Origin of the sequence: Dyadobacter sp. CY326 (genome assembly GCF_021390515.1) — a bacterium.
Taxonomy (GTDB): Bacteria; Bacteroidota; Bacteroidia; order Cytophagales; family Spirosomataceae; genus Dyadobacter.
Map to the genome: position 1 here is coordinate 166,046 of NZ_JAJUXI010000004.1, position 26,182 is coordinate 192,227.

23 protein-coding genes are annotated in these 26,182 nt (G+C 45.2%); 18 read left to right on the plus strand and 5 right to left on the minus strand.

All coding sequences use genetic code 11. The features are described 5' to 3' along the window. Window positions 1-57 precede the first annotated feature (57 nt). Window positions 58-1,224 carry a PepSY domain-containing protein gene (locus LZG73_RS09080; protein WP_233847893.1) on the plus strand — a complete coding sequence of 389 codons (1,167 nt, stop codon included), beginning with the start codon at window positions 58-60 and terminating at the stop codon, window positions 1,222-1,224. A 2-nt stretch (window positions 1,225-1,226) separates the two neighbouring features. On the opposite strand, the gene LZG73_RS09085 is transcribed toward LZG73_RS09080, so the two are convergent. Next, complete coding sequence (locus tag LZG73_RS09085) at window positions 1,227-2,003, minus strand: family 16 glycosylhydrolase (RefSeq protein WP_233847895.1); 777 nt, start codon at window positions 2,001-2,003, stop codon at window positions 1,227-1,229. Window positions 2,004-2,173: 170 nt separating this feature from the next. Between LZG73_RS09085 and LZG73_RS09090 the strand changes: the two genes are divergently transcribed. From LZG73_RS09090 to LZG73_RS09120, 7 genes are all read left to right on the plus strand, one after another. Beyond that, on the plus strand, window positions 2,174-3,184 hold the full coding sequence (locus LZG73_RS09090) for a bile acid:sodium symporter family protein (RefSeq protein WP_233847899.1): 1,011 nt from the start codon (window positions 2,174-2,176) through the stop codon (window positions 3,182-3,184). An 11-nt stretch (window positions 3,185-3,195) separates the two neighbouring features. Continuing rightward, window positions 3,196-3,810, plus strand: coding sequence for a DUF4230 domain-containing protein (locus tag LZG73_RS09095; protein WP_233847902.1), 615 nt, complete (start codon window positions 3,196-3,198; stop codon window positions 3,808-3,810). Between the two features lie 29 nt (window positions 3,811-3,839). After that, entirely contained in the window at window positions 3,840-5,216 is a 1,377-nt protein-coding gene (locus LZG73_RS09100; protein ID WP_233847904.1) for a glutamine synthetase family protein, read from the plus strand. A gap of 86 nt (window positions 5,217-5,302) precedes the next feature. Continuing rightward, complete coding sequence (locus LZG73_RS09105) at window positions 5,303-6,076, plus strand: glucose 1-dehydrogenase (RefSeq protein ID WP_233847905.1); 774 nt, start codon at window positions 5,303-5,305, stop codon at window positions 6,074-6,076. A gap of 2 nt (window positions 6,077-6,078) precedes the next feature. Then, complete coding sequence (locus LZG73_RS09110; protein WP_233847906.1) at window positions 6,079-7,470, plus strand: aldehyde dehydrogenase family protein; 1,392 nt, start codon at window positions 6,079-6,081, stop codon at window positions 7,468-7,470. Further along, window positions 7,470-8,177: a glutamine amidotransferase-related protein gene (locus LZG73_RS09115; protein ID WP_233847907.1), complete on the plus strand. Its 708-nt coding sequence runs from the start codon at window positions 7,470-7,472 to the stop codon at window positions 8,175-8,177. The genes LZG73_RS09110 and LZG73_RS09115 overlap by 1 nt, the downstream gene beginning before the upstream one ends. A 35-nt stretch (window positions 8,178-8,212) precedes the next feature. Beyond that, on the plus strand, window positions 8,213-8,728 hold the full coding sequence (locus LZG73_RS09120) for a phosphoribosyltransferase family protein (protein ID WP_233847908.1): 516 nt from the start codon (window positions 8,213-8,215) through the stop codon (window positions 8,726-8,728). A 2-nt stretch (window positions 8,729-8,730) separates the two neighbouring features. Here the strand turns inward: LZG73_RS09120 and LZG73_RS09125 are convergent, their stop codons facing one another. From LZG73_RS09125 to LZG73_RS09135, 3 genes are all read right to left on the minus strand, one after another. Further along, complete coding sequence (locus LZG73_RS09125; RefSeq protein WP_233847909.1) at window positions 8,731-10,929, minus strand: alpha-galactosidase; 2,199 nt, start codon at window positions 10,927-10,929, stop codon at window positions 8,731-8,733. A 13-nt stretch (window positions 10,930-10,942) separates the two neighbouring features. Further along, on the minus strand, window positions 10,943-12,889 hold the full coding sequence (locus tag LZG73_RS09130; RefSeq protein WP_233847912.1) for a KUP/HAK/KT family potassium transporter: 1,947 nt from the start codon (window positions 12,887-12,889) through the stop codon (window positions 10,943-10,945). Window positions 12,890-13,072: 183 nt separating this feature from the next. Continuing rightward, window positions 13,073-14,422 carry an Nramp family divalent metal transporter gene (locus LZG73_RS09135; protein WP_233847919.1) on the minus strand — a complete coding sequence of 450 codons (1,350 nt, stop codon included), beginning with the start codon at window positions 14,420-14,422 and terminating at the stop codon, window positions 13,073-13,075. 153 nt (window positions 14,423-14,575) lie between these two features. On the opposite strand from LZG73_RS09135, the gene LZG73_RS09140 reads away from it, so the two are divergent. From LZG73_RS09140 to LZG73_RS09185, 10 genes are all read left to right on the plus strand, one after another. Next, window positions 14,576-15,238 carry a metal-dependent transcriptional regulator gene (locus LZG73_RS09140; protein WP_233847921.1) on the plus strand — a complete coding sequence of 221 codons (663 nt, stop codon included), beginning with the start codon at window positions 14,576-14,578 and terminating at the stop codon, window positions 15,236-15,238. Window positions 15,239-15,248: 10 nt separating this feature from the next. Then, window positions 15,249-16,331 (plus strand): LptF/LptG family permease, encoded by a 1,083-nt coding sequence (locus LZG73_RS09145; protein ID WP_233847923.1) that lies wholly within the window; start codon window positions 15,249-15,251, stop codon window positions 16,329-16,331. A gap of 2 nt (window positions 16,332-16,333) precedes the next feature. Then, the gene (locus LZG73_RS09150) at window positions 16,334-17,248 is read left to right on the plus strand and encodes a DMT family transporter (RefSeq protein WP_233847925.1); all 915 of its coding nucleotides are present in this window, start codon (window positions 16,334-16,336) and stop codon (window positions 17,246-17,248) included. Between the two features lie 89 nt (window positions 17,249-17,337). Continuing rightward, entirely contained in the window at window positions 17,338-18,288 is a 951-nt protein-coding gene (locus LZG73_RS09155; RefSeq protein WP_233847927.1) for a glycosyltransferase family 2 protein, read from the plus strand. Further along, entirely contained in the window at window positions 18,281-19,714 is a 1,434-nt protein-coding gene (locus tag LZG73_RS09160; protein ID WP_233847930.1) for a DUF6056 family protein, read from the plus strand. Before LZG73_RS09155 ends, LZG73_RS09160 begins: the two co-directional genes overlap by 8 nt. Next, on the plus strand, window positions 19,701-21,404 hold the full coding sequence (locus LZG73_RS09165) for a hypothetical protein (RefSeq protein ID WP_233847931.1): 1,704 nt from the start codon (window positions 19,701-19,703) through the stop codon (window positions 21,402-21,404). Before LZG73_RS09160 ends, LZG73_RS09165 begins: the two co-directional genes overlap by 14 nt. A gap of 71 nt (window positions 21,405-21,475) precedes the next feature. Beyond that, window positions 21,476-22,423, plus strand: coding sequence for a glycosyltransferase family 2 protein (locus LZG73_RS09170; protein ID WP_233847936.1), 948 nt, complete (start codon window positions 21,476-21,478; stop codon window positions 22,421-22,423). A 4-nt stretch (window positions 22,424-22,427) separates the two neighbouring features. Continuing rightward, a complete protein-coding gene (locus LZG73_RS09175) occupies window positions 22,428-23,888 on the plus strand; it encodes an MBOAT family protein (protein ID WP_233847937.1) in 1,461 nt (486 codons plus the stop codon). Window positions 23,889-23,984: 96 nt separating this feature from the next. Further along, window positions 23,985-24,365 (plus strand): co-chaperone GroES family protein, encoded by a 381-nt coding sequence (locus LZG73_RS09180; RefSeq protein ID WP_026630669.1) that lies wholly within the window; start codon window positions 23,985-23,987, stop codon window positions 24,363-24,365. A gap of 56 nt (window positions 24,366-24,421) precedes the next feature. Continuing rightward, on the plus strand, window positions 24,422-25,741 hold the full coding sequence (locus LZG73_RS09185; protein ID WP_233847940.1) for a DEAD/DEAH box helicase: 1,320 nt from the start codon (window positions 24,422-24,424) through the stop codon (window positions 25,739-25,741). A gap of 161 nt (window positions 25,742-25,902) precedes the next feature. On the opposite strand, the gene LZG73_RS09190 is transcribed toward LZG73_RS09185, so the two are convergent. Next, complete coding sequence (locus LZG73_RS09190; RefSeq protein ID WP_026630672.1) at window positions 25,903-26,094, minus strand: cold-shock protein; 192 nt, start codon at window positions 26,092-26,094, stop codon at window positions 25,903-25,905. Between the last annotated feature and the right edge of the window lie 88 nt (window positions 26,095-26,182).

The window sequence follows — 26,182 nt, forward strand, 5'->3', positions numbered from 1 at the left end:
TCGCATTACATTAGTATTTTGATTGAGTCTAAATAGTAATTGCGAACTGGCGTATTGATGAAAAAACTGATCGGGAAGCTGCATCTTTACCTTGGGCTAGTCTCGGGAATTGTTGTATTTATGGTGGCCATAACTGGCTGCATTCTGGCTTTTGAGCAGGAAATCAAAAATGTGACGCAGCCTTACCGGTTCGTGGAGCCGCCAGCCAATGCGAAAGTTTTGCCGCCATCGGTTTTGCAAGCCAGTGCCGAAAAAGCGCTTCCAGGCAAGAAGGCCAATAGCATCCTTTACGGAGTTCCCACACGCAATGCGGAAATTGGTTTTTACAACGCAGTTCCTGAATATTATTATGTCGTCTATGTCAATCCCTACACGGCCGAGGTTAAGCATGTCTGGAATGAAGACGATGACTTTTTTCACTTTATCTTACACGGGCATTACTATTTATGGCTCCCGGCAGAGATCGGGCAAACCGTTGTTGCATCGTCCACATTGATATTTTTGGTGATGCTCATCAGTGGATTGGTGTTATGGTGGCCTAAAAACAAGTCAGCTGCAAAACAGCGTTTTTCCATCAAATGGGACGCGGCATGGCGCAGAAAAAATTACGATCTGCACAATGTTTTTGGTTTTTATGTTTTGTCAATCGGCTTTTTACTTGGTTTTACCGGGCTTGTTTGGGGATTCAAATGGTTTTCGCAGGGACTTTACACAGTAACAGGCGGGAAAGGACCGGCTGAATATTACAGTCCGGCCTCTGATTCAACATTGCAAGTAGGCACTTTCACGCCAATTACGGCTGTGGATAAAGTTTGGAGTTCGTTAATGAAAGAATATCCGAAGAATGAGGGCCTTAACATTTCAATCCCGCATTTGAAATCGGAGTCTATATTTTCCTTTGTAAATTTCAGAGCAGGGACTTATTATACAGTCGATTACAATTATTTTGACCAATATTCCCTTAAACAAATCAAAACAACCGGACCTTATTCCGGGCGTTATAAGGACGCAGATTTTGCCAATAAGCTGCGCAGAATGAACTACGACATTCACGTCGGGGCCATTCTGGGACTTCCTGGCAAGATCATCGTTTTTCTGGCCAGCTTAATATGCGCAAGTTTGCCTGTAACGGGAACTATCATCTGGTGGGGCAGACGGAATAAGCAGTCTAGAAAAGTGAAGAAAAGCTTCCGCTCGCTGAAACCGGATCTGGTTACCCGATAAGATTATTCTTTTTGATAAACCCGCACGTAATCGATTTCAAATTTCGCAGGAAATGTCGTGCTGGTCAGATCGCCGCCATTATCGCCACCTAACGCGAGCGTCAACAAAATGTAATGCGGATGCCGGAACGGGTGCATCGCAGTCTGTTTTGAATTGGTTGCCTTATCCAGATCCTGCTCGTTGATCAGCTTGTCATCCACATATAAGCGGATAAAGTTTTCGTCCCAATCCATCCGCCACACATGGAATTTTTGTGACCATTCGGGATCATTGAACTCCTTAACCGGCAATTTTACCGAGTTCCAAACTGGTTTATAACGCTCCGACGAGCCCCACGCAAGGTTGGCGAGCAACATGCCCCGGTAAAATTCCATAATGTCAATCTCCCCGTTATCAGGCCATTCGCCTTTTTCTCCTAATGTCCAGAAAGCCGGCCATAAGCCTGAGCGCGTGTCTATTTTGGCTTTCATCTCAAAGCGGCCGTATTTGAAACTCTTTTTATTTCGCGTGATAATGCTGGCCGAAGTGTATTCTGCAAATTCCCGGTTCTCTTTCCAATCTTTGCTGTCCGCAACGTATTTTGGATTCTTGACACGCTCTTTTTTTGCTTCCAAGATCAGAAAACCATTCTTACAGTAAGCATTTTGCGGCTGAAACCATTGCGCTTCATGGTTTCTTGTAAAACCATTTTCTGCCTGCCAGACTGCAGGATCAGGCGGTCCGTTTTTGTCAAATTCATCAGCCCAAACGAGCTTCCATTGTGCCTGCGAAGCGGACATACACGTTAAACTTATAAATCCTGAAATCATCCATTTCTTAATCATTGAACACATATTATCCCGTTTGAAAGCGTCCTGTTCACAAAGCAATGTCGCAAAATATTCTACCTGAGAACGGTTTTTAAGTCAAACTTTTCCCCTTCTTTGTGAAGGAACGATGTTGGAAATAGATGAATAAAATATTTGATACAGCCAAAAAAGCGGGACTCGACGGATTCATGCTGGCCCTGCTGGCCATGATTTTCCTGGCCTGGCTTTGGCCATATCCGGGCATGAAAGAAAGTCCGGTGCCCCTTTCCGATATTTCGACTTTCGCCGTTTCGATCATTTTCTTTTTTTACGGATTGCGGTTAAGTCCTAAAAAGTTAAAGGCTGGTCTGGTAAACTGGAAGTTGCACGTAATGGTGCATTTGTCCACTTTCATCCTGTTCCCGGTGCTGGCACTGGCCTTTCGCTCATTTTTCAAAACCGATGAAAGTCAGACATTATGGCTCGCAATTTTCTTCCTAACTGCCCTTCCTTCAACGGTTTCGTCATCCGTGGTCATGGTTTCCATTGCAAAGGGCAACATTCCGGCCGCGATCTTTAATGCAAGCATTTCAAGTTTGATCGGCGTTCTTGTTACACCGCTTTGGATGGGTTTGGTGATGGACACTGGGCCGCAACATTTCAATTTGCTTTCGGTAGTCGGAAAGTTGTCCCTACAAGTATTAATTCCGGTGTTCGCAGGGATTTTTTTGAATAAAAGATGGGGTGGATTTGCAGAAAAAAACAAAAAATATATCCGCTATTTCGATCAATCATCCATTTTGCTTATTGTTTACACTTCTTTCTGTGAATCTTTCGGCGAGCATTTGTTTACGTCGCTCGGATTAAAAGAAATTGTATTTTTAGGGATAGGAATGCTGACGCTGTTTTTTGGGATTTATTTCCTGCTCACATTTATCAGCAACCTGTTGCATTTCAATCGGGAGGATCGTGTAACTGCGGTTTTTTGCGGATCTAAAAAGTCGCTTGTGCAGGGCGCTGTCATGTCGAAAGTGCTCTTTCCGGGTCCGCAGGCGGGGTTAATGTTGCTTCCGATCATGATTTACCATGCTTTGCAATTGATTGCGGCAAGCATTATTGCGCAGCGAATGGCCCGTGAGGCGGGGGAAGAAGCGGGGCAGATTGTTCATTAAAAGAGATTTTTATGCGTTGGATAGTGCGTTTGCTGGTTTTGATCCTTTTACTCGCCGGTCTTCAATCGATCTGGACCAATTTCCGGGCGGGCAACTGGGTTCCCGACTGGCTGAGCAGCGCGGAGAAAAGTGAGACTACGCATGCGCTTGTTTTGCAGGAAATCAGTGCAATGGGTAAATTGGAATTGGTAAAATATAATTTCAAAGACGTTGTAGAGCAACAGATTACGAAAATGTGGCTGCCCAATGCAAAGGCCATTCTAATCGTGCAGGGCGAAGCCATCGGTTGCATTGATCTTACAAAAGTTGAAATCGCCGACATTACAACCGAAGCCGAAACGCTGGTTGTTAACATGCCCGAGCCGGAGCTGTGCGTTTTTAAAATAGATCATAGCAAATCAAGGGTTTACAACACAGAATATGCTTTTAATGAAGAGGCAAAGCTCGTTCAGGAAGCTTATAAACAAGCCGAAAAACAAATCCAGCGATCCGCGCTGGATATGGGCATTCTGGATCAGACGAGAGCAAATGCGCGTAAAATATTGACACCGGTTTTGGAAAAAGCATCCGGTAAAAAAGTGATATTAAAATTCCCTCTTACAGCCAAAATTGAAAAATTGCGTTAACATTCATTTCTAAAAATCAGCCCTTTCCAATGAGTAAAAGAGGATTTCTCACGCAGGATGAACTTACAGCCAAAATCGCGGAAGGGTCAATAGAAACCATTGTTGTTGCATTTACAGACCATTATGGCCGCCTCATGGGCAAGCGCGTGGATGCAGATTATTTCCTGGATTCGGTCATTAAATCGGGCACGCATGGTTGCAATTATCTGCTGACGACGGACATGGCCATGGATCCGGTTCCCGGTTACAAATATGCCAACTGGGAGCTCGGTTATGGCGATTTTCACCTCGTTCCAGATCTCGCCACATTGCGCATTGCCGATTGGCTTGATAAAACTGCATTGATAATATGTGATCTGCACAATGAAAAGTCGCATTCGCTTGAATCCATTGGGCCAAGATCTGTTTTGAAAAAACAGCTGGAAAAGCTCGAAACGGATGGTTTTCAATGCTTTGCGGCATCAGAACTCGAATATTATCTTTTGGAAAACAGTTATAAGCAGGCTTTCACACAGGGTTATCAAAACCTCACACCAGCAGGCTATTATCTTGAAGATTACCACATTATGCAAGGCACGCGTAATGAAAAATACACTTCGGCTGTAAGACGGCATTTGAAAAATTCAGGGCTGGAAATTGAAACTTCGAAAGGAGAGTGGGGGCTCGGTCAGCATGAATTGAATGTAAAATTCGCAGAAGTGCTCGCGATGGCGGATAACCATGTGGTTTACAAGCAATGTTTAAAGGAAGTGGCCGACGCCATGGACATTTCCGTCACCTTCATGGCTAAATTTCAGACGGATCAGGCGGGTTCAAGCAGCCACATTCACATGAGTTTGTGGAAAGATGGCGAAAATGCATTTGCGGGTGATCAGGAGTTTGGGCCGGTGAAAGGTTCGGATCTTTTTCGCTGGTTTTTAGGCGGTTGGATCAAGCATGTGCCGGATGTTATGCCGTTTTACGCGCCAACAATCAATTCGTATAAAAGATTTGTAGATGGCTCCTGGGCGCCCACGCGGCTTGCATGGAGTTACGATAACCGTACGGCCGGTTTCCGGGTTGTAGGAAGCGGGCCAAGTTTGCGCATTGAATGTCGCATTCCAGGCGCGGATTGCAATCCATATCTGGCATTTGCAGCTTCATTGGCATCGGGTTTGGACGGGATTAAAAACAAAATCGAGCCGCCGGAATGTTTTGTCGGCGACATTTATGCTGCCGCACATTTGCCCAGAGTTCCTTACACATTAGCAGAAGCCACCGCATTGTTTGAAAACAGTGCATTCGCCAAAGAAACGTTCGGCAGCGAGGTCGTAGAACATTACACGCATTTTTTCAAAACCGAGCAACGGGCATACGACACATTCGTAACGGACTGGGAGCGAAAGCGCTATTTCGAGCAGATTTGAAAAGCAGCACTTAAATGGGCCGTGGCTCGGTCCTAATGTCATAAAATTATAACTCAATTACTATTAATATTAACGATCAAATTCCAATGCGTTTAGAAAATAAGGTTGCCCTGATCACCGGGGGAAGTGGCGGAATCGGGCGCGAGACTGCGCTTTTATTTGCCAAAGAAGGTGCAAAAATTGTTGTAACGGACGTCAATGATGCGGCAGGACAGGAAACTGCCGACGAGATCGTGGCCAATGGCGGCGAGGCGTTTTTCCTGCATTCCGATGTTTCAAAAGCGGCTGATAATCAAGCAGCGGTTGCTTTCGCAGAAGAGAAATTTGGCAAATTGAACGTGATTTTCAACAACGCGGGCATTATGCACAGCGACGATGACAATGCAGTCACGACAGAAGAAGCCATTTGGGATTTGACCATGAATATCAATGCGAAAGGCGTTTTTCTGGGATGCAAATATGGCATTCCGGCGTTGCAACGCGCAGGCGGCGGCTCTATCATTAACACTGCGTCCTTTGTGGCAATATTAGGTGCGGCTACTCCTCAGGTGGCTTACACGGCGAGCAAGGGCGCTGTTTTGGCGCTGACGCGCGAGTTAGCGATTATCCATGCGCGAGAAAATATCCGCGTTAACGCATTGTGCCCCGGACCGTTACGCACGGAATTGCTGATGAAATTTTTGAATACAGAAGAGAAAAAACAACGCCGGTTGGTCCACATTCCGATGGGGCGCTTTGGCGAGGCAAAAGAAATGGCTTATGCTGCATTGTTTCTCGCATCCGACGAATCTTCTTTTGTAACAGGAACCGATTTTCTGGTTGACGGCGGGATAACTTCTGCCTACGTAACGCCGCTCTGATTATGGCAACGCAAAAAACAATAAGCCCCATCGACGGCTCTGTGTATGTGGAACGAACATTAGCCGAACCACAAGAAGTTGAAAACGCATTGGAAAAGGGCGTTTCCGCACAAAAAGAATGGCGCAAAACTTCCATAAATGAGCGCGAGGCGATTTGCCGTAAAGCTGTTGAATATTTTTTGGACAATGCGGACGAGATCGGTCTCGAACTGACCTGGCAAATGGGCCGGCCCATTCGTTACACGGCAAATGAGATTAGAAAAGGCTTTCAGGAACGTGCTAATTACATGATTTCTATTGCGTCGAAAGCTTTGGCCGATGTGGAAGTGGAGGAAATTTCCGGTTTCAAAAGGTTTATTCGCAGAGATCCGCTCGGCGTGATTTTCGTGGTGGCGCCGTGGAATTATCCTTATCTGACTTCCGTAAACTCGGTGATTCCTGCGATTATGGCGGGTAATGCGGTTATTTTGAAGCATGCGCGGCAAACGCCGCTTTGTGCTGAGCGTTATGCGGCTGCATTTGAATATGCCGGTTTGCCCGAAGGCGTTTTTCAATATTTGCATTTAAGCCACGAGCAGGTTGCACGGGTAATTGTGGATAATCGCGTTGATTATGTGGCGTTTACGGGCTCCGTCGAAGGCGGACATGCCGTTCAAAAGGCGATCAACGAGCGATTTATCATTGGCGGACTTGAACTCGGCGGAAAAGATCCCGCCTACGTGCGTGCCGATGCGAACCTGGCTGATGCAGTCGAAAATCTTGTCGATGGCGCATTCTTCAATTCGGGACAGTCGTGCTGTGGGATTGAGCGGATTTACGTGCATAAAGCGGTTTATAATCAGTTTGTTACAGAATTTGCAGCATTGACCAAAACCTACACGTTAGGAGATCCAACCGATAGCGAAACCACATTAGGCCCGATGGTTCGCATTTCCGCAGCAGAATTTGCGCAAAAACAAGTAAATGAGGCCATTGCCCAAGGCGCAGAAGCATTAATTGACCCAAATCATTTCCCCGCGCACCAGTCCGGGACGCCTTATTTTGCTCCGCAGGTTTTGGTCAATGTGAATCACAATATGGACGTGATGACCGAAGAAACATTCGCGCCGGTGGTGGGCATTATGCCTGTGGAAAGCGATGAGGAAGCCATTAAGTTGATGAATGACAGTCAATATGGCCTCACAGCATCCATCTGGACATCGGACATGCATGCGGCTTTGCAAATAGGGGAGCAGGTGGAAACCGGGACCTGGTTTATGAATCGCTGCGATTATCTGGATCCTGCGCTGGCTTGGACGGGCGTTAAAAACTCCGGAAGAGGCTGCACGCTTTCGACCGTGGGATATGAAGCATTGACCCGGCCTAAATCATTTCATTTGAAAATCAACGCATAATGTCGCTGAAAAAAGTTGGATTGCTGGAATGCGACCATGTTAGGGACGAGCTGCGGCACATTGCGGGGGATTATTGCGAAATGTTTCCAGCACTGTTTGCACAGGTCGCTCCTGACTGGGAATTTCATTTTTATGATGTTTGCAACGGCCAATTTCCAGCTTCTGTCGATGCGTGTGACATTTACATTTGCACGGGTTCAAAAAGCTCGGTTTACGATGATGATGAGTGGATTAGCCGATTAAAGGAATTTGTTGTCTCAATTTACAAATCCAATGCAGTCTATATTGGCGTTTGCTTCGGGCATCAAATATTGGGAGAGGCCTTGGGAGGAAAAGTTGAAAAAGCGGCGGTTGGCTGGTGCGTGGGCGTGCATCATTTTCAGCCTACTGTGCATGAAAACTGGATGCAGCCGGTCACAGACTCATTCAATTTACTAATGATGTGTCAGGATCAGGTCGTTGAATTGCCGCCTTATGCAACGCTTCTGGCAGAAACTGCTGATTGTCCGCATGCAATGTTCCGGGTGGGCGAGCGCATGCTGGGCATCCAGGCGCATCCCGAATTCCCAAAAGCTTATGACCAGGCATTAATGGAACTTCGGGTGGAGCGGATTGGTGAAAAAAAGGTTGCGCTTGGCATTGCAAGTCTGGAATTGCCTACGCATGAAATCATGTTTGCGCATTGGATAAAGAACTTCTCTTCTTAATTTTATTCCTCAACAAGTTAACGATTACGCATTCAATGAGCCAAAGTACAATTTCAAAGCGACAGATTTTGAGTTCGCTGCAAACCGGGCAGAAGATCCGCAGGATCGCATTTGAAATATATGAGCATAATTTTGAGGAGACAAGCATCATCATTGCCGGCATTGCCGGAGAAGGTTATGCTTTCGCCAAAAGGCTCGCTGCCGAGTTGGCTGACATTTCACCATTGCATGTGAAACTAATCGAGCTGCGTTTCGACAAACACCTTCATTTTCAAAGCCCTATCTTGTTTGATAACGACGTTCAGGTTGAAAATCAGGTCGTTATCATTGCCGACGATGTGCTTAACACAGGGCGGACGCTCGCATTCGCATTGGAGCCATTCCTGAAAGTCAACATGAAAAAAGTGCAGGTTGCAGTTGTCGTGGACCGGAGTCATCACAAGTTCCCTATTCATGCTGATTACGTGGGTTATGCACTGAGCACAACGCTAACCGAGCATGTGGAAGTCGTTTTGAGCAGACCGGAGGACGAAGGCGTTTATTTGAAATAGTGTTACTGAACTGCTGAAATTTCAATGATCACACTGGTCCGTCTGGCGCTAACCACCGGATTGAAGCCTGCTGTCATTAAAAATTCTCCTGAATAAACCTGGTCTTCTTTAATCGCCGTTTTCGTTCCAGGATAAAGGTTAAGCTCCCGCACTTTGTATTTTTTAGCAGGATCAAGCCCTTCCAAACGGAACGCAATTTCCGAACCATCGCCATTGCGGTTGCCGGTCAGATAGGAAAACAGAACTGCCCTTTCCTTGTTTTTAGTTGTGAACATCAAGGAAGAAAAGTCATTTTCCTTTGGATCAACGAGTCGGTAAAGGTCGCCGTGCCACACCACATCTTTGATTGCATTGTAAGTTGAAACGGCTTGCTGACTGAATTGAAGGTCTTTTTCGTCCAGATGACTGACTACAATGTCATAACCCAACTTACCCATCATTGCCACATCCGTCCTGAATTTTGAAGGCTGTTTTCCCCAATCCGTCACGTGCGCACTTTGCGTGATCGCCGGGAAAAAGTAAGAATATTCCCATTGCATAAAAATCCTTTCAAGCGGGTCCGTATTATCACTAGGCCAGAATTCTGTAAAATATTTTAGCGCTTCATAATCAACGCGTCCGCCGCCGCCTGAGCAGAGCATCATCGGGACTTTCGGATATTTGGCGCGCAACTTTTCCAAAACTTTATACAAACCTTTTACATAATCAACATATAACTGCGATTGCTTCTGTTTGCTTTTTTCCAAATAAGCAGAATACGCGTTGAATGTGATCGCATTGCAATCCCACTTAATGTAGGCGATCTCCGGATTTTCTGTAAAAAGCTTATCCAGAATGCCGTAAACAAAGTTTTGCACCTCAGGGTTAGACAAATCCAGCGGCAACTGATTGCGCATATAATGCTCGGGACGCTGCGGTTGCTTGATCACCCAATCCGGATGTTTTTCGTACAACTCACTTTTCGGGTTCACCATTTCCGGCTCCACCCAAATCCCGAATTTGATGCCCGCATTCTTTGCTTCTTTCACCAGATAACCGATTCCATGCGGCAACTTTTTAATGTTTTCCTGCCAATCACCCAATCCGGCTTGGTCGTTATTTCTTGGATATTTATTTGCAAACCAGCCATCATCGAGCAAAAACAAATCCACCCCAAGCTTTTTTCCATCTTTAAACAGGCCTGACAACTTTTCTTCGTTAAAGTCGAAATACGTTGCTTCCCAATTATTTAGCAATGTCAACCGCGATCCTTCTCCGTCGAGAATTCTATATTTCCTGGCCCAGTTGTGCAGATTTCGACTTGCTTCACCTTTGCCGTTTTCTGAGAATGTGTAAATGAATGCTGGTGTTTTGAACTCCTGATTTCCGCTTACCGGATATTCTGATGCGTAATTGTTGATTCCTGCAATTAACCGCAGGTTATGATAAGAATCCACTTCAAAATCCATGCGGAAATTTCCAGACCACGCCAATGTGCCGAGCAGCACCTTCCCAGATGTTTCGGTCGCAGGCTTGTCCATTGAAAGCATGAAGCTTGGCGGCTGAAAAAGGTTAGCCCTCGTTCCCAACTTGGAGTCCAGAACACGGATTCCGGCGGTCAGATGCTCTTCTTCGGGGTTCATTTCTTTTGCCCACGTTCCGTTGTAATGCGTCAGATAAAAGTCTTTTCCAGTAAAATAAAGATTTGCGGAGGCATATTTTTGAAGCGTTAAGGGCGCCTTACCATTATTGCTAATCACGCTCCATTGCTCTACGACGTTCTCCTGCGCGTAAATTTTGTAATGCAAAGTCACTTCAACCGGGTAAACCGGATCTTTCAGCACAACGCTCGTCAGACTTACATTGTCGTTTTCCTTAACCGTCTTGTGACTGACATAAACCAGATCCAGCGACTTGTTGCCGTCGCCTTGCGTCACCTGGATCGCCGGCTCCGACACATTCCACGAACCTGCTGGCGTATAGGCCGAATTGTAAGTTCCGGCATTGCCGTCGCGTTGCCGGCTTTGCGCTGGAATCTGCTGATATTCTGTGGGTTGTCCAAGTTTCTTTCCAAAATAAATGATGCCCAAATAGTTGTCCTTGTCCGCTTGCAAAACAAGCGCGTTCTGCGTCGTTTCGAGCGGAATTACAACTGGCGAATTTTGAGCAAAGGCTTGGAAAGCGCTGAAAAGCACTGTGCAGATCGTTAAATTAAAGCGCACTTTGGAAAGTATTTTAGGTAAAAACACGGCGTAGCTTCACATTCTCAACTGGGCGGATGATCAGCGGGACTTTTTCGATTTTCACCGAGCTGCTATCCAGTCCAAACCATTTGTCTTCGGGTGTGGTAAAGTCCTTCACAAAGAAGTAAGTCTTCATAACCAATTGTTCAAACAACGGAAGATCGTTTTCAAAGGATAGGAAGCGTTCCAAAACCACAAAGCGGAAATCGCCCGTAATGTTCTGTCTGTTAAGCGATTCGTAGCGGCTTGTAATATCCACTTCCTTATTCATCACCATGTCTTCAACCACTTTCCGGAAAAACATATTAATCCGTTGATCCACCCTGAAACCGAGCCTGAAATTGATTTTGATCACATTGTCGTTGTTGTTGTCGTCCAACAACACTTTGTATTCCATTGTATAAGGGTCATCCGTTATATCGACGTGGATAAACCAGTAAACGTCAGCACGTTTGGGGCGTTTTTGGAATATTGAATAGATGACTTTCGTCTCAATTTCCGTCGCACGAGAAGCATTGGTCATGAACACCAAATGCGTTGTATATTTTGGAATGCTGATGTCGCGGCTCAACTCATGCAATGCCGGTAAATATTTTTCGAGCTTTGTATATTCCGTCAGACGGAGTTTAATGTAAAAAGCTTTGAGCCAAACCGTCATCAATCCCGCCACAGCCGTTCCGACCAGAATCGTAAACCAGCCTCCATGCGTGAATTTCAGCAGGTTAGCACCCAGGAACAAGCCTTCAATAAACAGGTAAAGCAGCATGAATGCAATCACAATCCACAAATTCACCCGCTTCATGTACAAATAATAGGAGAACAGGATCGTGGTCATAATCATCGTCATTGTGATCGCCAGACCATAAGCAGCTTCCATGTTCGCAGATTCTTTGAAATAAAGTACAACGGCAACACAACCTAGCAGCAATAACCAGTTCACGCTCGGCACATAAAGCTGCCCTTTTTGATCGCTTGGATAATTGAGCCGCACCTTTGGCCAAAAATTGAGACGGATCGCTTCGGAAATGAGCGTAAATGAGCCAGATATAAGCGCCTGACTGGCAATGATTGCGGCAGATGTGGCAATGACGATGCCTGGAAGCAGCCACCATTCAGGCATAATTTCGTAGAACGGCTTACGTCCGTCAAGCAGATTTCCAATTTCTGACAGCAGCCACGCGCCTTGTCCAAAGTAATTGAGAACCAGGCAACTTTTTACAAAAATCCAGCTAACACGAATGTTCCCCCGGCCACAGTGACCAAGGTCCGTATACAAAGCTTCGGCTCCGGTTGTACACAAAAATACGGCCCCAAGCATCCAGAAACCTCCCGGATGTTCTGTCAGTAATTTGTAACCGTAAATTGGATTAAGTGCTTTCAGAATGCCAGGTTGCAGCATCACTTGTGACAACCCCAGAACGCCTAACATGACAAACCATGTCACCATTAATGGGCCGAATGTCCGCCCCACAATCTTTGTTCCAAATGCTTGAATGAGAAATATAGCGATAAGAATCGCCAGCACAATGGGGATCGTTTGAATGTTGGGATAAAGCAATTGAAGACCTTCAACTGCCGAAGACACAGAAATAGGCGGCGTAATAATGCCATCTGCCAAAAGCGTGCTTCCGCCAATAATGGCCGGGACAGTGAGCCAGCGCGCATGCTTCCTAACAAGTGCGTATAAAGCGAAAATTCCCCCTTCACCTCTATTATCCGCCCTTAAAATCAGAATGACATATTTGACGGTTGTTTGCAGCGTAAGCGTCCAAAAGATACAAGATAAGGCGCCGTAGACAATCTCTTCGGTGATTCTCTCGGAGCCAATGATCGCCTGCATTACGTATAGAGGCGATGTCCCGATATCCCCATATATGATCCCGAATGCAATCAGAATGCCCGCTGCTGTAACCTTGTCTAACTTATGCTTTGATTCCATTCACGTTAGGTCGAAAAACGGCGAAAGTTAGGAAACCGCATGCAAAGTCGGTACTTCAACGGTCAAAATTAATTTCCAATCAGGCGCGCAGGCAGGAACGGTTGTGCCAATAATAATGTTTGGACGCCCGAGTGTCAGTTTCGAGTGGACTGCACCGTGTTAAAGTAAGTTAAAGTTTAGGCGTCAGGAGAAGGTTTTCCATAGCAAAAAGAGGTTCAAACTGATAATAACAAGCGTGATAACCCATGCCAAAATGTTCAATAATCTGGAATTGGCGAAGCGTCCCATGATGTCACTATTGGACGTGAAAAACACGAGCGGAACAACAGCGAAGCTCAGTTGCAGGGACAAAATTACCTGACTAAAAACAAGCAGATCCGCAGTTCCTTTTTCGCCGTAGAGATAGGAAACAATGAGCGCAGGAACAATGGCAATGCCTCTGGTAATGAGTCTGCGAAGCCATGGTTGTAGGCGAATGTTCAGAAAACCTTCCATGACAATCTGTCCCGCTAATGTGCCTGTTAATGTGGAGCTCTGGCCGGAAGCAAGCAATGCCAATGCGAAAAATATCCCTGCAAGACTCACACCCAAAACAGGATCGAGTAAGTGATATGCATCCGTAATGTCCGCAATTTCGAAGTGTCCGTTGGCATGAAAAGCCGTTGCAGCCAGGATTAATATCGACGCATTGATAAAAAATGCGAGCGCGAGCGAGACAGTGGAATCGATGGTTGCAAAGCGTATGGCCGATTTTTTGCCTTCATCATCGCGTTTGAAAGCGCGTGTTTGTACAATGCTGGAATGTAAATATAGGTTGTGCGGCATAACAGTTGCTCCCAGAATCCCGATCGCAATGTATAACATGCCTGAGTCGGTGACAATTTTGGTTTTTGGGATGAGACCGTCCACGATTCCTGCCATAGATGGCTGAGAAACAATCATTTCATAAACAAAACTCAGCAAGATAATGCCCATCAAGCCGGCGACAATGCTCTCAATGATGCGGAATCCCTTTTGCTGAAAATAGACCACTAATAAGACGTCAAATGCCGTGAAAAGCACGCCTATGGGCAACGGAAGGTCAAAAAGCAGATTTAACGCAATTGCCGAACCAATCACTTCGGCAAGGTCTGTGGCAGCAATGGCGATCTCTGAGAGCACCCAAAGCACAAATGATACGGGTCTTGAATAATAATCGCGGCATGCTTGCGCGAGATCGCGTCCGGATGCGATGCCCAGTTTCAGCGAAAGATGCTGCAAAAGCATCGCAAAAAGATTAGAAATTAGGATCACCGAAAGCAATGCGTAACCAAAGCGGGAACCTCCTTCAATGTCCGTCGCCCAGTTTCCCGGGTCAATATATCCCACCGCAACCATCAATCCTGGCCCGGTGAATGCCATCATTTTTTTCCAGAATCCTGCACCTTCGGGAATAACAATGGATGAATGCACTTCCGACAAAGAGGCAAGCTTGCCGCTATCAGCCGGTGCCGTTTTATGCAAAGAATTCTGAATTTTCAAACCATCAATCATTTTTAAAGCAGTTGTAATAAACAATTTAGTTTACTAAAAACAAAGATAAACGAATTTATAAATATATTTTTAGATAAGTCTAAATTTTTTATTTTCCCGTTTGTTAAGTGTACTTTTGTTCCTATTAAGATTAGGCCACTGTTGCGTACGTCGATGCAAAATTCCTTCACAGAAGAAAATTATTTAAAGATCATTCATTCGTTGTCCGGCCGGGAAGGGACGGAAGTGAGTACGAATGCGCTCGCAGAAAGCACTTCAACCCGGGCTGCGTCCGTGACGGATATGCTCAGGAAGTTGGCAGAAAAGGGATTGATCCATTATAAAAAATATCAGGGCGTAAGGCTTACCGACAGCGGGGAAAAAGTCGCTATTCAGGTCATTCGTAAGCATCGGCTTTGGGAAGTGTTTTTGGTGGAAAAACTGGGCTTTGGCTGGGATGAAGTGCACGACATCGCAGAAGAGCTGGAACACATTCCTTCGGAAATTCTTGTGGAGAAGCTTGACCGGTTTCTGGGTCACCCCAAGTTCGATCCGCACGGCGATCCGATCCCGGATGCAAAAGGAAATCTTACCGAGCCCGATTACACGATTTTAACGGATGTCCACATTGGCGAAAAAGTTTTGATGATGGGCGTTCTCGATCATGCGCCTTCTTTTTTACAGCATTTGGACCGGTCCGGCATTACGCTCGGCGCGGTTATTGAGGTGAAGGAAATTAATGAATATGATAAATCAGCTTCTGTACAAATAAACGGCGGGCCTACGTTGTTTATCAGTCTCGAGGTGTCCAAAAATTTACTGGTTCAGCGCCGATGAGATTCCAGCCATGAGATTGAAAATATTGGATCGTTACCTGATCAAGAATTTCCTGATAACCTATGTTTTCGTAGCATTTGTGATCGTGCTGATCATTTGCATGATCGATTACACGGAGAAGGTGGATGATTTTCTTGATAAAAAAGCGCCGCTCCGGGAGATTATCATTGATTATTATCTCAATCTCATTCCTTACTGGATCAATTACATTAGTCCGCTAATGGTGTTCATTGCGACTGTTTTCTTCACATCCAGGATTGCCGCGCGCACGGAAATCATCGCTATGCTCAGCAGCGGGATCAGCTTCGGGCGCATGCTTTTGCCTTACATGCTCGGCGCGATGATCTTGGGAGTTTTGACATTCATTCAGGTCGGCTGGATTTTGCCGAAAGCCAATAAAATTCGGAACAGTTTTGAAAAAACTTACGTGAAGCAGGAATTCTATTTCAGCGGTCACAATGTGCACATTACGATTGCGCCGGACGTGTATGCCTATTTGGAAAGTTATAACACGATGACCAAAACGGGCAACAAGTTTACCATGGAAACGATCAAGGGCAATGTGCTTTTGCAGAAATTCTATGCGGACAAAATCGTGTGGCAGCCGAAAAAAGGCAAGTGGACATTGCAAAATTACCAGGTGCGCACATTGGACAGTCTGGGTGAAAAACTGAGGAGCGGGCCTGCCATTGACACAACAATCAACCTGTCTCCAAAGGATTTTGAAAGCGACTATAACCTGTTCGAAACATTCACATTGCCCGAATTGAATGCTTACATTGATTTGCTCAAAAGTCGCGGAGCCGACGGTCTGGAAGTTTATCTGATCGAAAAATACATTCGTTTTACGCAGCCATTTGCCATTCTGATTCTGACGGCAATCGGCGTGATTGTGTCCGCAAGAAAAAGCAGGCGAGGCGTCGGCTGGCAGATTGCGCTGGGCTTCATGCTGGCATTCATTTACATTCTGTTTTTCTTGTTATCCAAAGGCGTTGCCGAGGCAGGAACCATCAACACATTGTTCGCCGTTTGGCTTCCCAACATTGTTTTTTCATGCATAGGGCTGATTTTATATAAAACATTGCCCCGATAAACATGTTTTCACCCACAGCACTGCGGTCTTATTTACATCTTCATTTTCTCGTCCTGATCTGGGGCTTTACGGCCATTGTTGGCTTAATGGTCACCATTTCGCCCGTTGCGCTCGTTTTTTACAGGACTTTGTTTGCGGCATTAGGCTTAGCAGCCATCATTGTTTTCAAGAAAAAACAGTTCAAAGCAGAAAGTCGGGATGTGATCCGAATGCTGGCTGTCGGCTTTATTTTGTCAGCACATTGGATGTTATTTTTTGCCTCGGCGCGCGTGTCCACGGCTTCGGTTTGCCTCGCCGGGATGGCCACGACTTCCCTTTGGACGAGCTTAATTGAGCCATTGGTGAACAAAAAGAGCGTCCGGCCGTTGGAAGTGGCATTGGGGATTCTGGCATTTGCGGGCTTGTATGTCGTTTTCAAATTTGAATTTGACCATGCACTGGGCCTTATGCTCGCATTGGCTTCGGCACTGCTTGCTGCCTTGTTCACGGTTGCCAACAGCAGGCTTGTGCAGCGCATTGACGCCTATATCATTACTTTTTACGAAATGGTCGGCGCCACATTCTTTTCACTTTTATTTGTCGCCCTATTTGAATGGCAGGGCTGGTCTGGGGGTGCATCTTACATTCCGGCGGCGAAAGATTGGATCTGGATTTTGTTCCTGGCGTTTATCTGCACGGTTTATGCAAGCACCATGGCCACGCAGTTGATGAAGCAATTTTCTGCTTATTTGATCAACCTGACCATTAATCTGGAGCCGGTTTATGGCATTGCGCTGGCTTTTTTCTTTTTTGGTGAAAAAGAGCGGATGACGACGGAATTTTACATGGGCACAGTGCTCATATTGCTCGCCGTATTGCTTTACCCGCTGCTGATTAATACGGTTTTAGGTAAAAAGGGCGTCCAGACCGGGAAATAATCAATAGAAGCTAAATCCGAAGACTCGGGTGATAAAAAGAGCATATTAACTTATTACTGCTATTTTTGTCGATTCAACAAAAGGTGTTTATGAACCCAGCGCGTTTACTTCTGGTAATTCCATGCTACAACGAGGAGGCCATATTGCATTTGACCTATTCAAAACTGAACGTTTATTACAACGCCCTCAAACAGCAAGGTCTTATCACGGAAGATAGCCGCATTTGCTTCGTTAACGACGGCAGCAGGGACCGGACTTGGAATATCATTGAAGAGCTTTGCAGCCTCGATCCCAATGTGATCGGTGTGGGACTGTCTCGCAATTTTGGACATCAGAGCGCGATTATGGCCGGTTTGGAGAAAAATATCGATCATTACGATTGCTTCATCACCATCGACGCCGATTTGCAGGACGACATCAATGCCATTGCGGCCATGGTTCAAAAACACCGTGAAGGCGCAATGGTCGTTTACGGTGTGCGCGGCGACAGAAGTTCCGACAGCTGGTTCAAGCGCTTTACGGCCGAAAGTTTTTATGTTTTGATGCAAAAAATGGGCGTTCCGGTTGTTTTCAACCACGCCGATTTCCGCTTAATGGACCGAAGGGTTTTGCAGGAACTGGGCAATTTTAAAGAAATCAATATGTTTCTGCGCGGCATTGTCCCGCTGGTTGGTTTCCGCAATGATAAGGTCGTTTACAATCGCCTCGAACGTGAAGCGGGCGAAACAAAATATCCGCTAAGCAAAATGTTGCTTTTCGCGTGGAACGGGATTACGTCTTTTTCCACCTTCCCCATGCGGCTTGTGTTGTATTTCGGCGTTTTCAATTTCCTGGTCGCAATGGTCATTGTGGCCTACATTCTTTTCTCTTATCTCGTAGGTTACACCGTTCCCGGCTGGACTTCCACGATGCTGCCGCTTACGTTTTTTAGCGGCTCCAACATGATGGCGCTGGGTTTGATCGGAGAATACATTGGCAAGATTTACGAAGAAGTAAAAGGCCGTCCTCGTTACATTATTGAAAAAACTGTCAATGAATAGATTTTATAGAAAATACCGGAGCGTAGGCAATTGGGTCAATGTATTTTTGATGCTGAGCGTCCTCATTCCCTTACTCGCACTATCTTATTACAACCATCCTTCACCCGCCGATGACTTTTGCTACATTGATACAGTCTTCAAAGTTGGCTGGCTCGAAGCAATGAACCTTTACTACACGGAGTGGACGGGACGATATTTTGGCATCTTTCTCAATCACAGCAATCCGCTGCTTTTCCACTCGATCATTGGGTTTAAAGTGCTTCCCATAATCTTGTTGTTAACGACCGTTTTCAGTCTTTACAGCCTTTTTAGGCACTTAACGCCCACACTTTCACGTGTTGCGCACATTGGATTTGCGGGCGTTGTCTTTTTTCTGTATGTGATAAAGATGGCGAGTATGGCGGAAGCTTTCTACTGGATGGCAGGCTTTGTAACATTCACAGTTCCAAGCGTTTTGACATTGTTCTGGATCGTGATCGTCTTGCGTTGGTATCGTCAGGATACGCAGCCCGCCAAAATATTATTAGGCGTTTTGGCCGCGTTTCTGGTTTTTGCTTCAATGGGAAGCAGCGAGCCTAATTTGCTGACAATGATGCTGTTAATCGGCGCATGGTGGGTTTACAGGCTGATCTATCACCGCAAAGTCGATGGCTTTATGATCGCAATGCTCGTTGCGGCTTTGTTCTCCGCATACGTTTTCTTCACAGCGCCGGGCAATGATGCCAGGATCGGCACAAATCCATTGGGTGGAAATATTCCTTTTTCCGTAATTTCATCATTCAAAAAACTCGCGTTCCTGAGTTTCGACTGGCTTTTCAGGACACCATTGCTTTTCTTTTCTACGGCCTGGCTTGTTGTGCTGTCGCGATTGTCGACGGGTGCGCGGAATTATTTTTCCATTCCGGTTTGGTATGCAGTGCTATTATTCATTGGCGTCCTTGCTGCTCAGCTTTTTCCAAATTACTACGGAGTCGGCATTGAGCCTGCGCCGCGAGTGATCAACTGCGTGTTCTTCTTCTTCCTCATCGGCTGGTTTTACATTGTTGGTGTGATTTTCCATTATTTCAAAAACCGTAAAATCGACTATTTCCATTTCACGGTGACGCGTTACGGTGCATTGTATGCGGTTTTAATCATTTCAATTACATTGTCTTTCTATCGCAGTGCCAATGTGCGCTTGATCTATTCCGATCTGATCCGTGGGACGGCGGCGGCGTTTGATAAGGAAATGTACAATCGTTACAAGACATTGGAGACCTCCAAAGAAAACACAGTTTATCTGCCACCCATTTATTCTAAGCCATTGTCCATTTTTGTTGACGACGACATTAAGACGAATCCAGACCATTGGTGGAACAAATGCATGGCCGGATATTTCGGTAAAGGAGTGATTATCATGAAAGATACAAAAGGTGGACAGCAGTAAAAAGATCGGCATAGGAGCCGCAATGACACTGCCCGTGCTTCTTTGGGTTGCTGTCATTTTGTATTATTCGGTCAATCTTCCGTGGTATGACGACTTCGATCCTTTTCCGGACTTTTTAAGACAATGGATTAACGACGAAGCATTGTCAGATCGGCTTAAATTGCTCTTCCAGCCCAATAACGAGCATCGAATGGTAATTGGGAAGTTGGTAACGCTTTCCTATTATTGGGTCACGGGACATTTGAATTTTACTTTCCTGCACATTGCGGGAGCTTGTTTCACCTTGGGAACGCTTTATATTTTCTGGATTTCGTTTTCAAAAAGCAAAATCAACTGGTGGTATTTTTTGCCAGTGCCGTTTCTGCTTTTCCAGTTACAATATCACCTCGTTTTCCTTTGGGCCATATGCAGCTTGCAGCATCAGCCTGTGGTTTTTTTCATTTGCCTTTCCATGTTTTTGTTGTCCAGAGAGCGATTTGCCTGGGCAGTGCTGGCTGCAATCTGCGCCACTTATGCCATGAGCAACGGGATTTTTGTGTGGCCCGCGGGTGTGGTGATTTTGGTGCTTCGGTCAAATTACAAACAACTCGGAATCTGGTTTGCCGCTGGCGCGCTTGCAGTTGGCTTCTATTTTTACGGACTTTCTGCACAAGGAAATGAGTCAAGCATTGCATTTTTTGTAAAATATCCGCATTTATCTGTGCTTGGATTTTTCGCTTTTCTGGGCGGATTATTCGATTTCTTTCCTGAAAAAACGATTGTAGTCCGGTCTACGCTTCCAGTGATAATGGGCTTCCTGGTGATGATTTGGATTGTGATCTGGCTTTATCGGCAACTCGTTCCTTGGCTTCAAGCAACATTCAATTGGCCTAAGAGGTCGGTTTCTTCTTCAAATGCGGAGATTTCTGCTGACAGAAAAAGCCTCGACTCGTTTCTGCTTGGCATCCTTACATTTCTGCTCGTTAACGCGCTGATCATTGGATTGTTAAGGCCGCGATTCGGCTTTTTTGTCATGATCGTTAGCAATTACAAAATGTATCCGGCGCTGTTCCTGACGGTCGCTTATCTTACATTTATCAATGCAACGTCAAGAAAACTCATTCAAAAACGCGTTTTTAAATTTGCGCTTATCGTTAGCATTGCAATTTGGGGAATCTCGATTTACAGTTATTTACCAGTTATTTCAGAGCGGAATAAATATCTGACAGTTAACGGTTACAACCAGGAACACAATGCGTTCGGTCTGGGACACGTGCCTTTTTCAAAAGGAGCGGCTTACGTGGATACATTGATGAAGCAAATGGTTAGCTGGAGCGTTTTTAAATATCCGGACGCGCCTCAAACTTTGGCAGATAACATTGGCAGGATACAAAACCCGATGCCGCAGCAAAAAGGGATAACGGTCACCGAACGAGACAGTATTTTATATATCAATGATCCAGAAAGCAAATTTTCTTTAAACAGAAATCATGGTCAATATGCCTTTGTAAGGGATGCGGAGCAGCTTTATTTCTTCAAAATGGCGCCTCATAAATATTCCGGGAGAAACATTTTCAGGCAATATGATAAAGGTTCTGACACAGAAATTCCATTGACTGCGCTGAAACCGGGTTCCTATGATTTGGGCATCATTAACATTGAAAATGGAAAGTCGGAAGGCGGGCTTCTTAGAAAAATTACAATCCCATAGCGAAATAGGGTAATTGATAATGCGCTGAAAGGTGTATTTTTGCGGCCGTAGGTCAAATAGCCAAACGAAGAATGTCTAAAATCCCTCAGGTTTCAATTGTTGCGCCGCTGTATAACGAGTCCGAGTCATTTCCGATGCTTGTGCAGCGAATCAACGCATTGATGGATGCTAGTCCGCTCGCTATCGAAGTGGTGCTGATTGACGATGGAAGCAGGGATGATACGGCGCTCAAAATCAGGCAACTGGCGCTAACGGACGAGCGTTATCACGGCGTTTTTCTATCCAGAAATCACGGTCACCAGCTGGCATTAACAGCCGGAATAGCGGCAGCGCGGGGAACTGAGGCACTTTTTGTCATTGATGGCGACTTGCAGGACCCACCCGAATTACTTCCCGATTTTTACAAATTGATGAAAGAGGGGAATGACGTCGTCTATGCAGTCCGGAAAAAGCGGAAAGAGGGATTTATTAAGAAAATGGGTTATCATTTTTTCTATCGCATCCTGCGTTCAATTTCCTATGTTGAAATTCCGTTGGACAGCGGCGACTTTGCGCTGATTAGCCGCCGGGTTGTGGATGTTTTGAACAAAATGCCAGAGGAAAGCCGCTATTTGCGTGGAATGCGCTCTTGGATTGGTTTCAAACAAGTTGGTTTCGAGTATGAAAGGGATGCACGGGCAGCGGGAGAATCCAAATATTCGTTCAAGCAATTGTTTCAGCTCGCGTACAACGGGATCTTCAATTTCAGCGAGTTTCCCATCAAATTCATGAGCCGGGTGGGCGTTACTGCCATTCTCATTTCTCTGTTTTATTTCATCGTTGTGGTGGTCAAAAAGATGTTTTTTGCCCAGGTGATTGAAGGTTTTACATCTTTACTTTTTGTGATTATCCTGTTCAGCGGCGTGCAATTACTCGCCCTGGGCATCATTGGAGAATACGTTCTCCGCATATTTTTTCAGTCCAAAAATCGCCCTTTGTTCATTATTAAAGAGGAGATAGTCAACCGAGAGTACATTTGAGCTGATGCTGTTTACTGACATTCAATTTATCATTTTCTTTATTGTCGTTACGCTGGCATATTTCAGCTTGTCGTGGCGTGGGCGTTGGATGCTTTTGCTGGCAGCCAGTTGCTATTTTTACATGGTTTTCAAGCCGATCTTCATCCTGATCTTGTTCGGAACCATTGTAATTGATTATTATGCAGGGATTTGGATAGAAAAGTCAGAGAGTCAGAAACAGAAAAAACTGCTGCTCGTCATCAGTTTGATCTCGAACATTGGCATCCTTGCTTTTTTTAAATACTACGATTTTTTACAAGATTCGGTCAACAGTGTCCTCACCAGCGTCAACTTACGACCAGCCATTCCGGAATTAACAAGGCTCATTCCCAGCCGAATAGCCGAATGGATGACAACAGGTGAAGGCAAAATCCTGCTTCCCATCGGCTTGTCTTTTCACACCTTTCAGGCCATGAGTTACACTATTGAAGTGTATCGCGGCAACCATCCTGCCGAGCGGCACTTTGGTATCTATGCATTGTATGTCATGTTTTACCCGCAGCTGGTCGCCGGCCCCATCGAGCGCCCGCAAAACATGCTTTTCCAGTTTCATTCTTATTTCAAATATGATTTTGAGCTGGTGAAGTCAGGGTTAATGCAGATGGCTTTCGGGTTTTTCAAGAAAATGGTCATTGCTGATCGGCTTGCCATGTTCGTGGATTATGCTTACAATCCCGCTTCTGACCACAATGGGCTAACATTGCTCACCGCCACAGCTTTTTATTCCTTCCAAATTTACTGTGACTTCTCCGGCTATTCGGACATTGCCATTGGCGCTGCACGCGTGATGGGTTTTACATTGATGGACAATTTCCGGTCACCATATGAAGCGAAATCCATTCCCGAATTCTGGGGAAGATGGCATATTTCACTTTCCACTTGGTTTCGGGACTATTTATACATTCCGTTGGGCGGCAATCGCAATGGAGAGTTTATGAAATATCGAAACCAGATGATTGTGTTCATGGTCAGTGGGTTATGGCATGGAACGAGTTGGAGCTTTGTAATCTGGGGCGCATTGCATGGATTCTATCAAATCATGGCCTCCTTACGTGACAAATACATGAAAAAGGCCAACATTAAGCTGCCGGACAACTTCTTTTTTCGGACAGTCAATGTGCTGCTAACCTTCGCATTAGTCACATTGGCGTGGATCTTTTTCCGGAATTCGCTGAGTCGTTCAATGGTGATTTTCATAAAGATAGGAAATCTCTCTTTGTCAGATCAAATATTAAGTCCTTTCAATCAGGTTGAAATGTGGTTCTGCGTTCTGTTGATCGGCTTTTTGCTTTGGAAAGAACATTATTTCGAGAAAATTCCTACGAGCAACACCGCGCTGTTTTTCATATTATTTCCCCTCATTTCCTTCCTGACCTATTTTTTAGGCGTGATAACTAAAAATCAGTTCATCTATTTTCAGTTTTAATCTGAATTGTAAACGGTTAAACATTTGGCTAAAATTTTTTGTTATCAACCGAAAGTCGATTAACGTTTTTATCCAGAATATAAGTAATCCAGTAAAATGTACGAAGTAACAGCCGATAACAAATTGAGAAGTCTGATAGTCGTTGGAGACCGCGTTTTGATCCGTCCGAAAAGTCCGAGTGACCGCACGAACAGCGGGTTATATTTGCCTCCCACCGTAACAGAAAGAGAACAAGTGCAGAGTGGTTATGTGATCAAGGTTGGGCCTGGTTATCCCATTCCAGTGGCGGCCGAAGATGAGCCTTGGAAAGAGACCGAGGAAAAAGTAAAATATATGCCATTGCAGTCAAAAGAAGGTGATTTGGCCATTTATTTGCAGCGCAATGCCATTGATTTGGAATATGACGGACAGAAATATGTGATTGTTCCGCAGGCTTCCATTTTAATGTTGGAACGTTCAGAAGATTTGTACGATTGACGGCCTGGATTTTGTAATGGCCAGGATTTAATCCTTGTTAACCGTTATCTTTGGCCATGACAAATCCGGAAAATATTACAATAAATCTTGCTGGGCTGGGAATTACTGAGCTTAATGAAATGCAGCAGCAAGCCAATGCGGCTATTCAGGAACATAATGAAGTGGTGCTCCTGGCGCCGACCGGCTCAGGAAAAACGCTTGCCTTTCTCCTTCCGCTTTTGTCCGTTTTAAAGCCCGACGTCGCCCATGTGCAATGCATAGTCATTGTGCCCACGCGGGAACTTGCGCTTCAAATTGAACAGGTTTGGAAAAAAATGTCGACCGGTTTCAAAGTGACTTGCTGCTATGGCGGGCATGATATGCAGACGGAAATAAGGAGTCTGGTTGAAGCGCCAGCACTGATCGTCGGAACGCCAGGCCGCATTTTAGACCACATTCGCAGAGATTCATTTTCGGGCAGACATATTGCAACGCTCGTTTTGGATGAGTTTGATAAATCTCTTGAATTGGGTTTTCAGGAAGAAATGGCCGACATTATCAGGAACATGCGTAACCTGAAAAAGAAGGTCCTCGTTTCTGCCACAACCTCTAAAATTCCTCCATTTACAAACATTAAGGAGCCCGTTACCATTGATTTCGTCACAAACCGAAACAAAAGTGCCGGGCTGACATTGGTGCAGGTTTTATCGGATCAAAAAGATAAAATGACGACGCTGGTCAAGCTGATCAGCTTTTTAGGCGCCGAATCCACATTAATTTTCTGCAACCAAAGAGATTCCGTTGAGCGCATTAGCGCCGTTTTAAACGAAGAAGGCATCGATTGTGCCTTTTTTCACGGCAAGCTTGAACAGGAAGATCGTGAGCGCACTTTAATTCGTTTTCGCAACGGCTCAGTTTTGTTCCTGGCGGCAACCGACCTCGCCGCGCGCGGGCTCGACATTCCGGATATGAAGCACGTCATTCATTTTGAGTTGCCAATGAAAGGTGACGAATTTACACACAGGAACGGGCGAACAGCGCGCATGCTGGCAGAAGGAACTGCATATATTTTGCTCTCAAAAGACGAAAAACTTCCTGATTACATTACAACCAGACCAAAAGTGCTTGACCTGCCAGCGAAGTTGGCAGCGCCGCCAGTGCCGGATTGGGTCACAATTTATATCAGCGGCGGAAAGAAAAGCAAGCTTAATAAGATGGACATTGTGGGCTTTCTGCTTCAAAAAGGCAAGCTGGAAAAGCAGGACCTGGGCCTTATCGAGGTTAAGGATAATATTTCATTTGCAGCCGTAAAAAGAGAAAAAGCTAAGGCAATGCTTCAATTAATCGCAACGGAGAAAATGAAAGGCAAAAAGTATAAAATAGAAATTGCGCGATAGTTTGAAGATCCGGCCGAGCGGCGCATTAATAATGCGTTAAAAGCCTTTAAATGTAGAATTTAAACAGCGTTCGGAAAAATGAACAAACAGAAGTGAGTGGAAAGGGCATAAAAAAAGCATGCAGTACAGCATGCTTTCGAAATGTCTTATTATGACTAAACTTAGATAACGCGAACGTTAACTGCATTCAGACCTTTTTTTCCATTTTCTACGTCGTAGGAAACTTTGTCATTTTCACGGATGTCGTCTTGAAGACCTGAAACGTGAACGAAAATGTCCTTTTCACCAGTTGATGGTTGGATGAATCCAAATCCTTTGGAGTCATTGAAAAACTTTACTGTACCTTCTGCCATTAGTATTGATCTTATATTTTTAAAAACCAAATGTATACAGAAAAAATATAAATGCAAGAGAAAAATTAAAAAACGCTTAGAATTATTC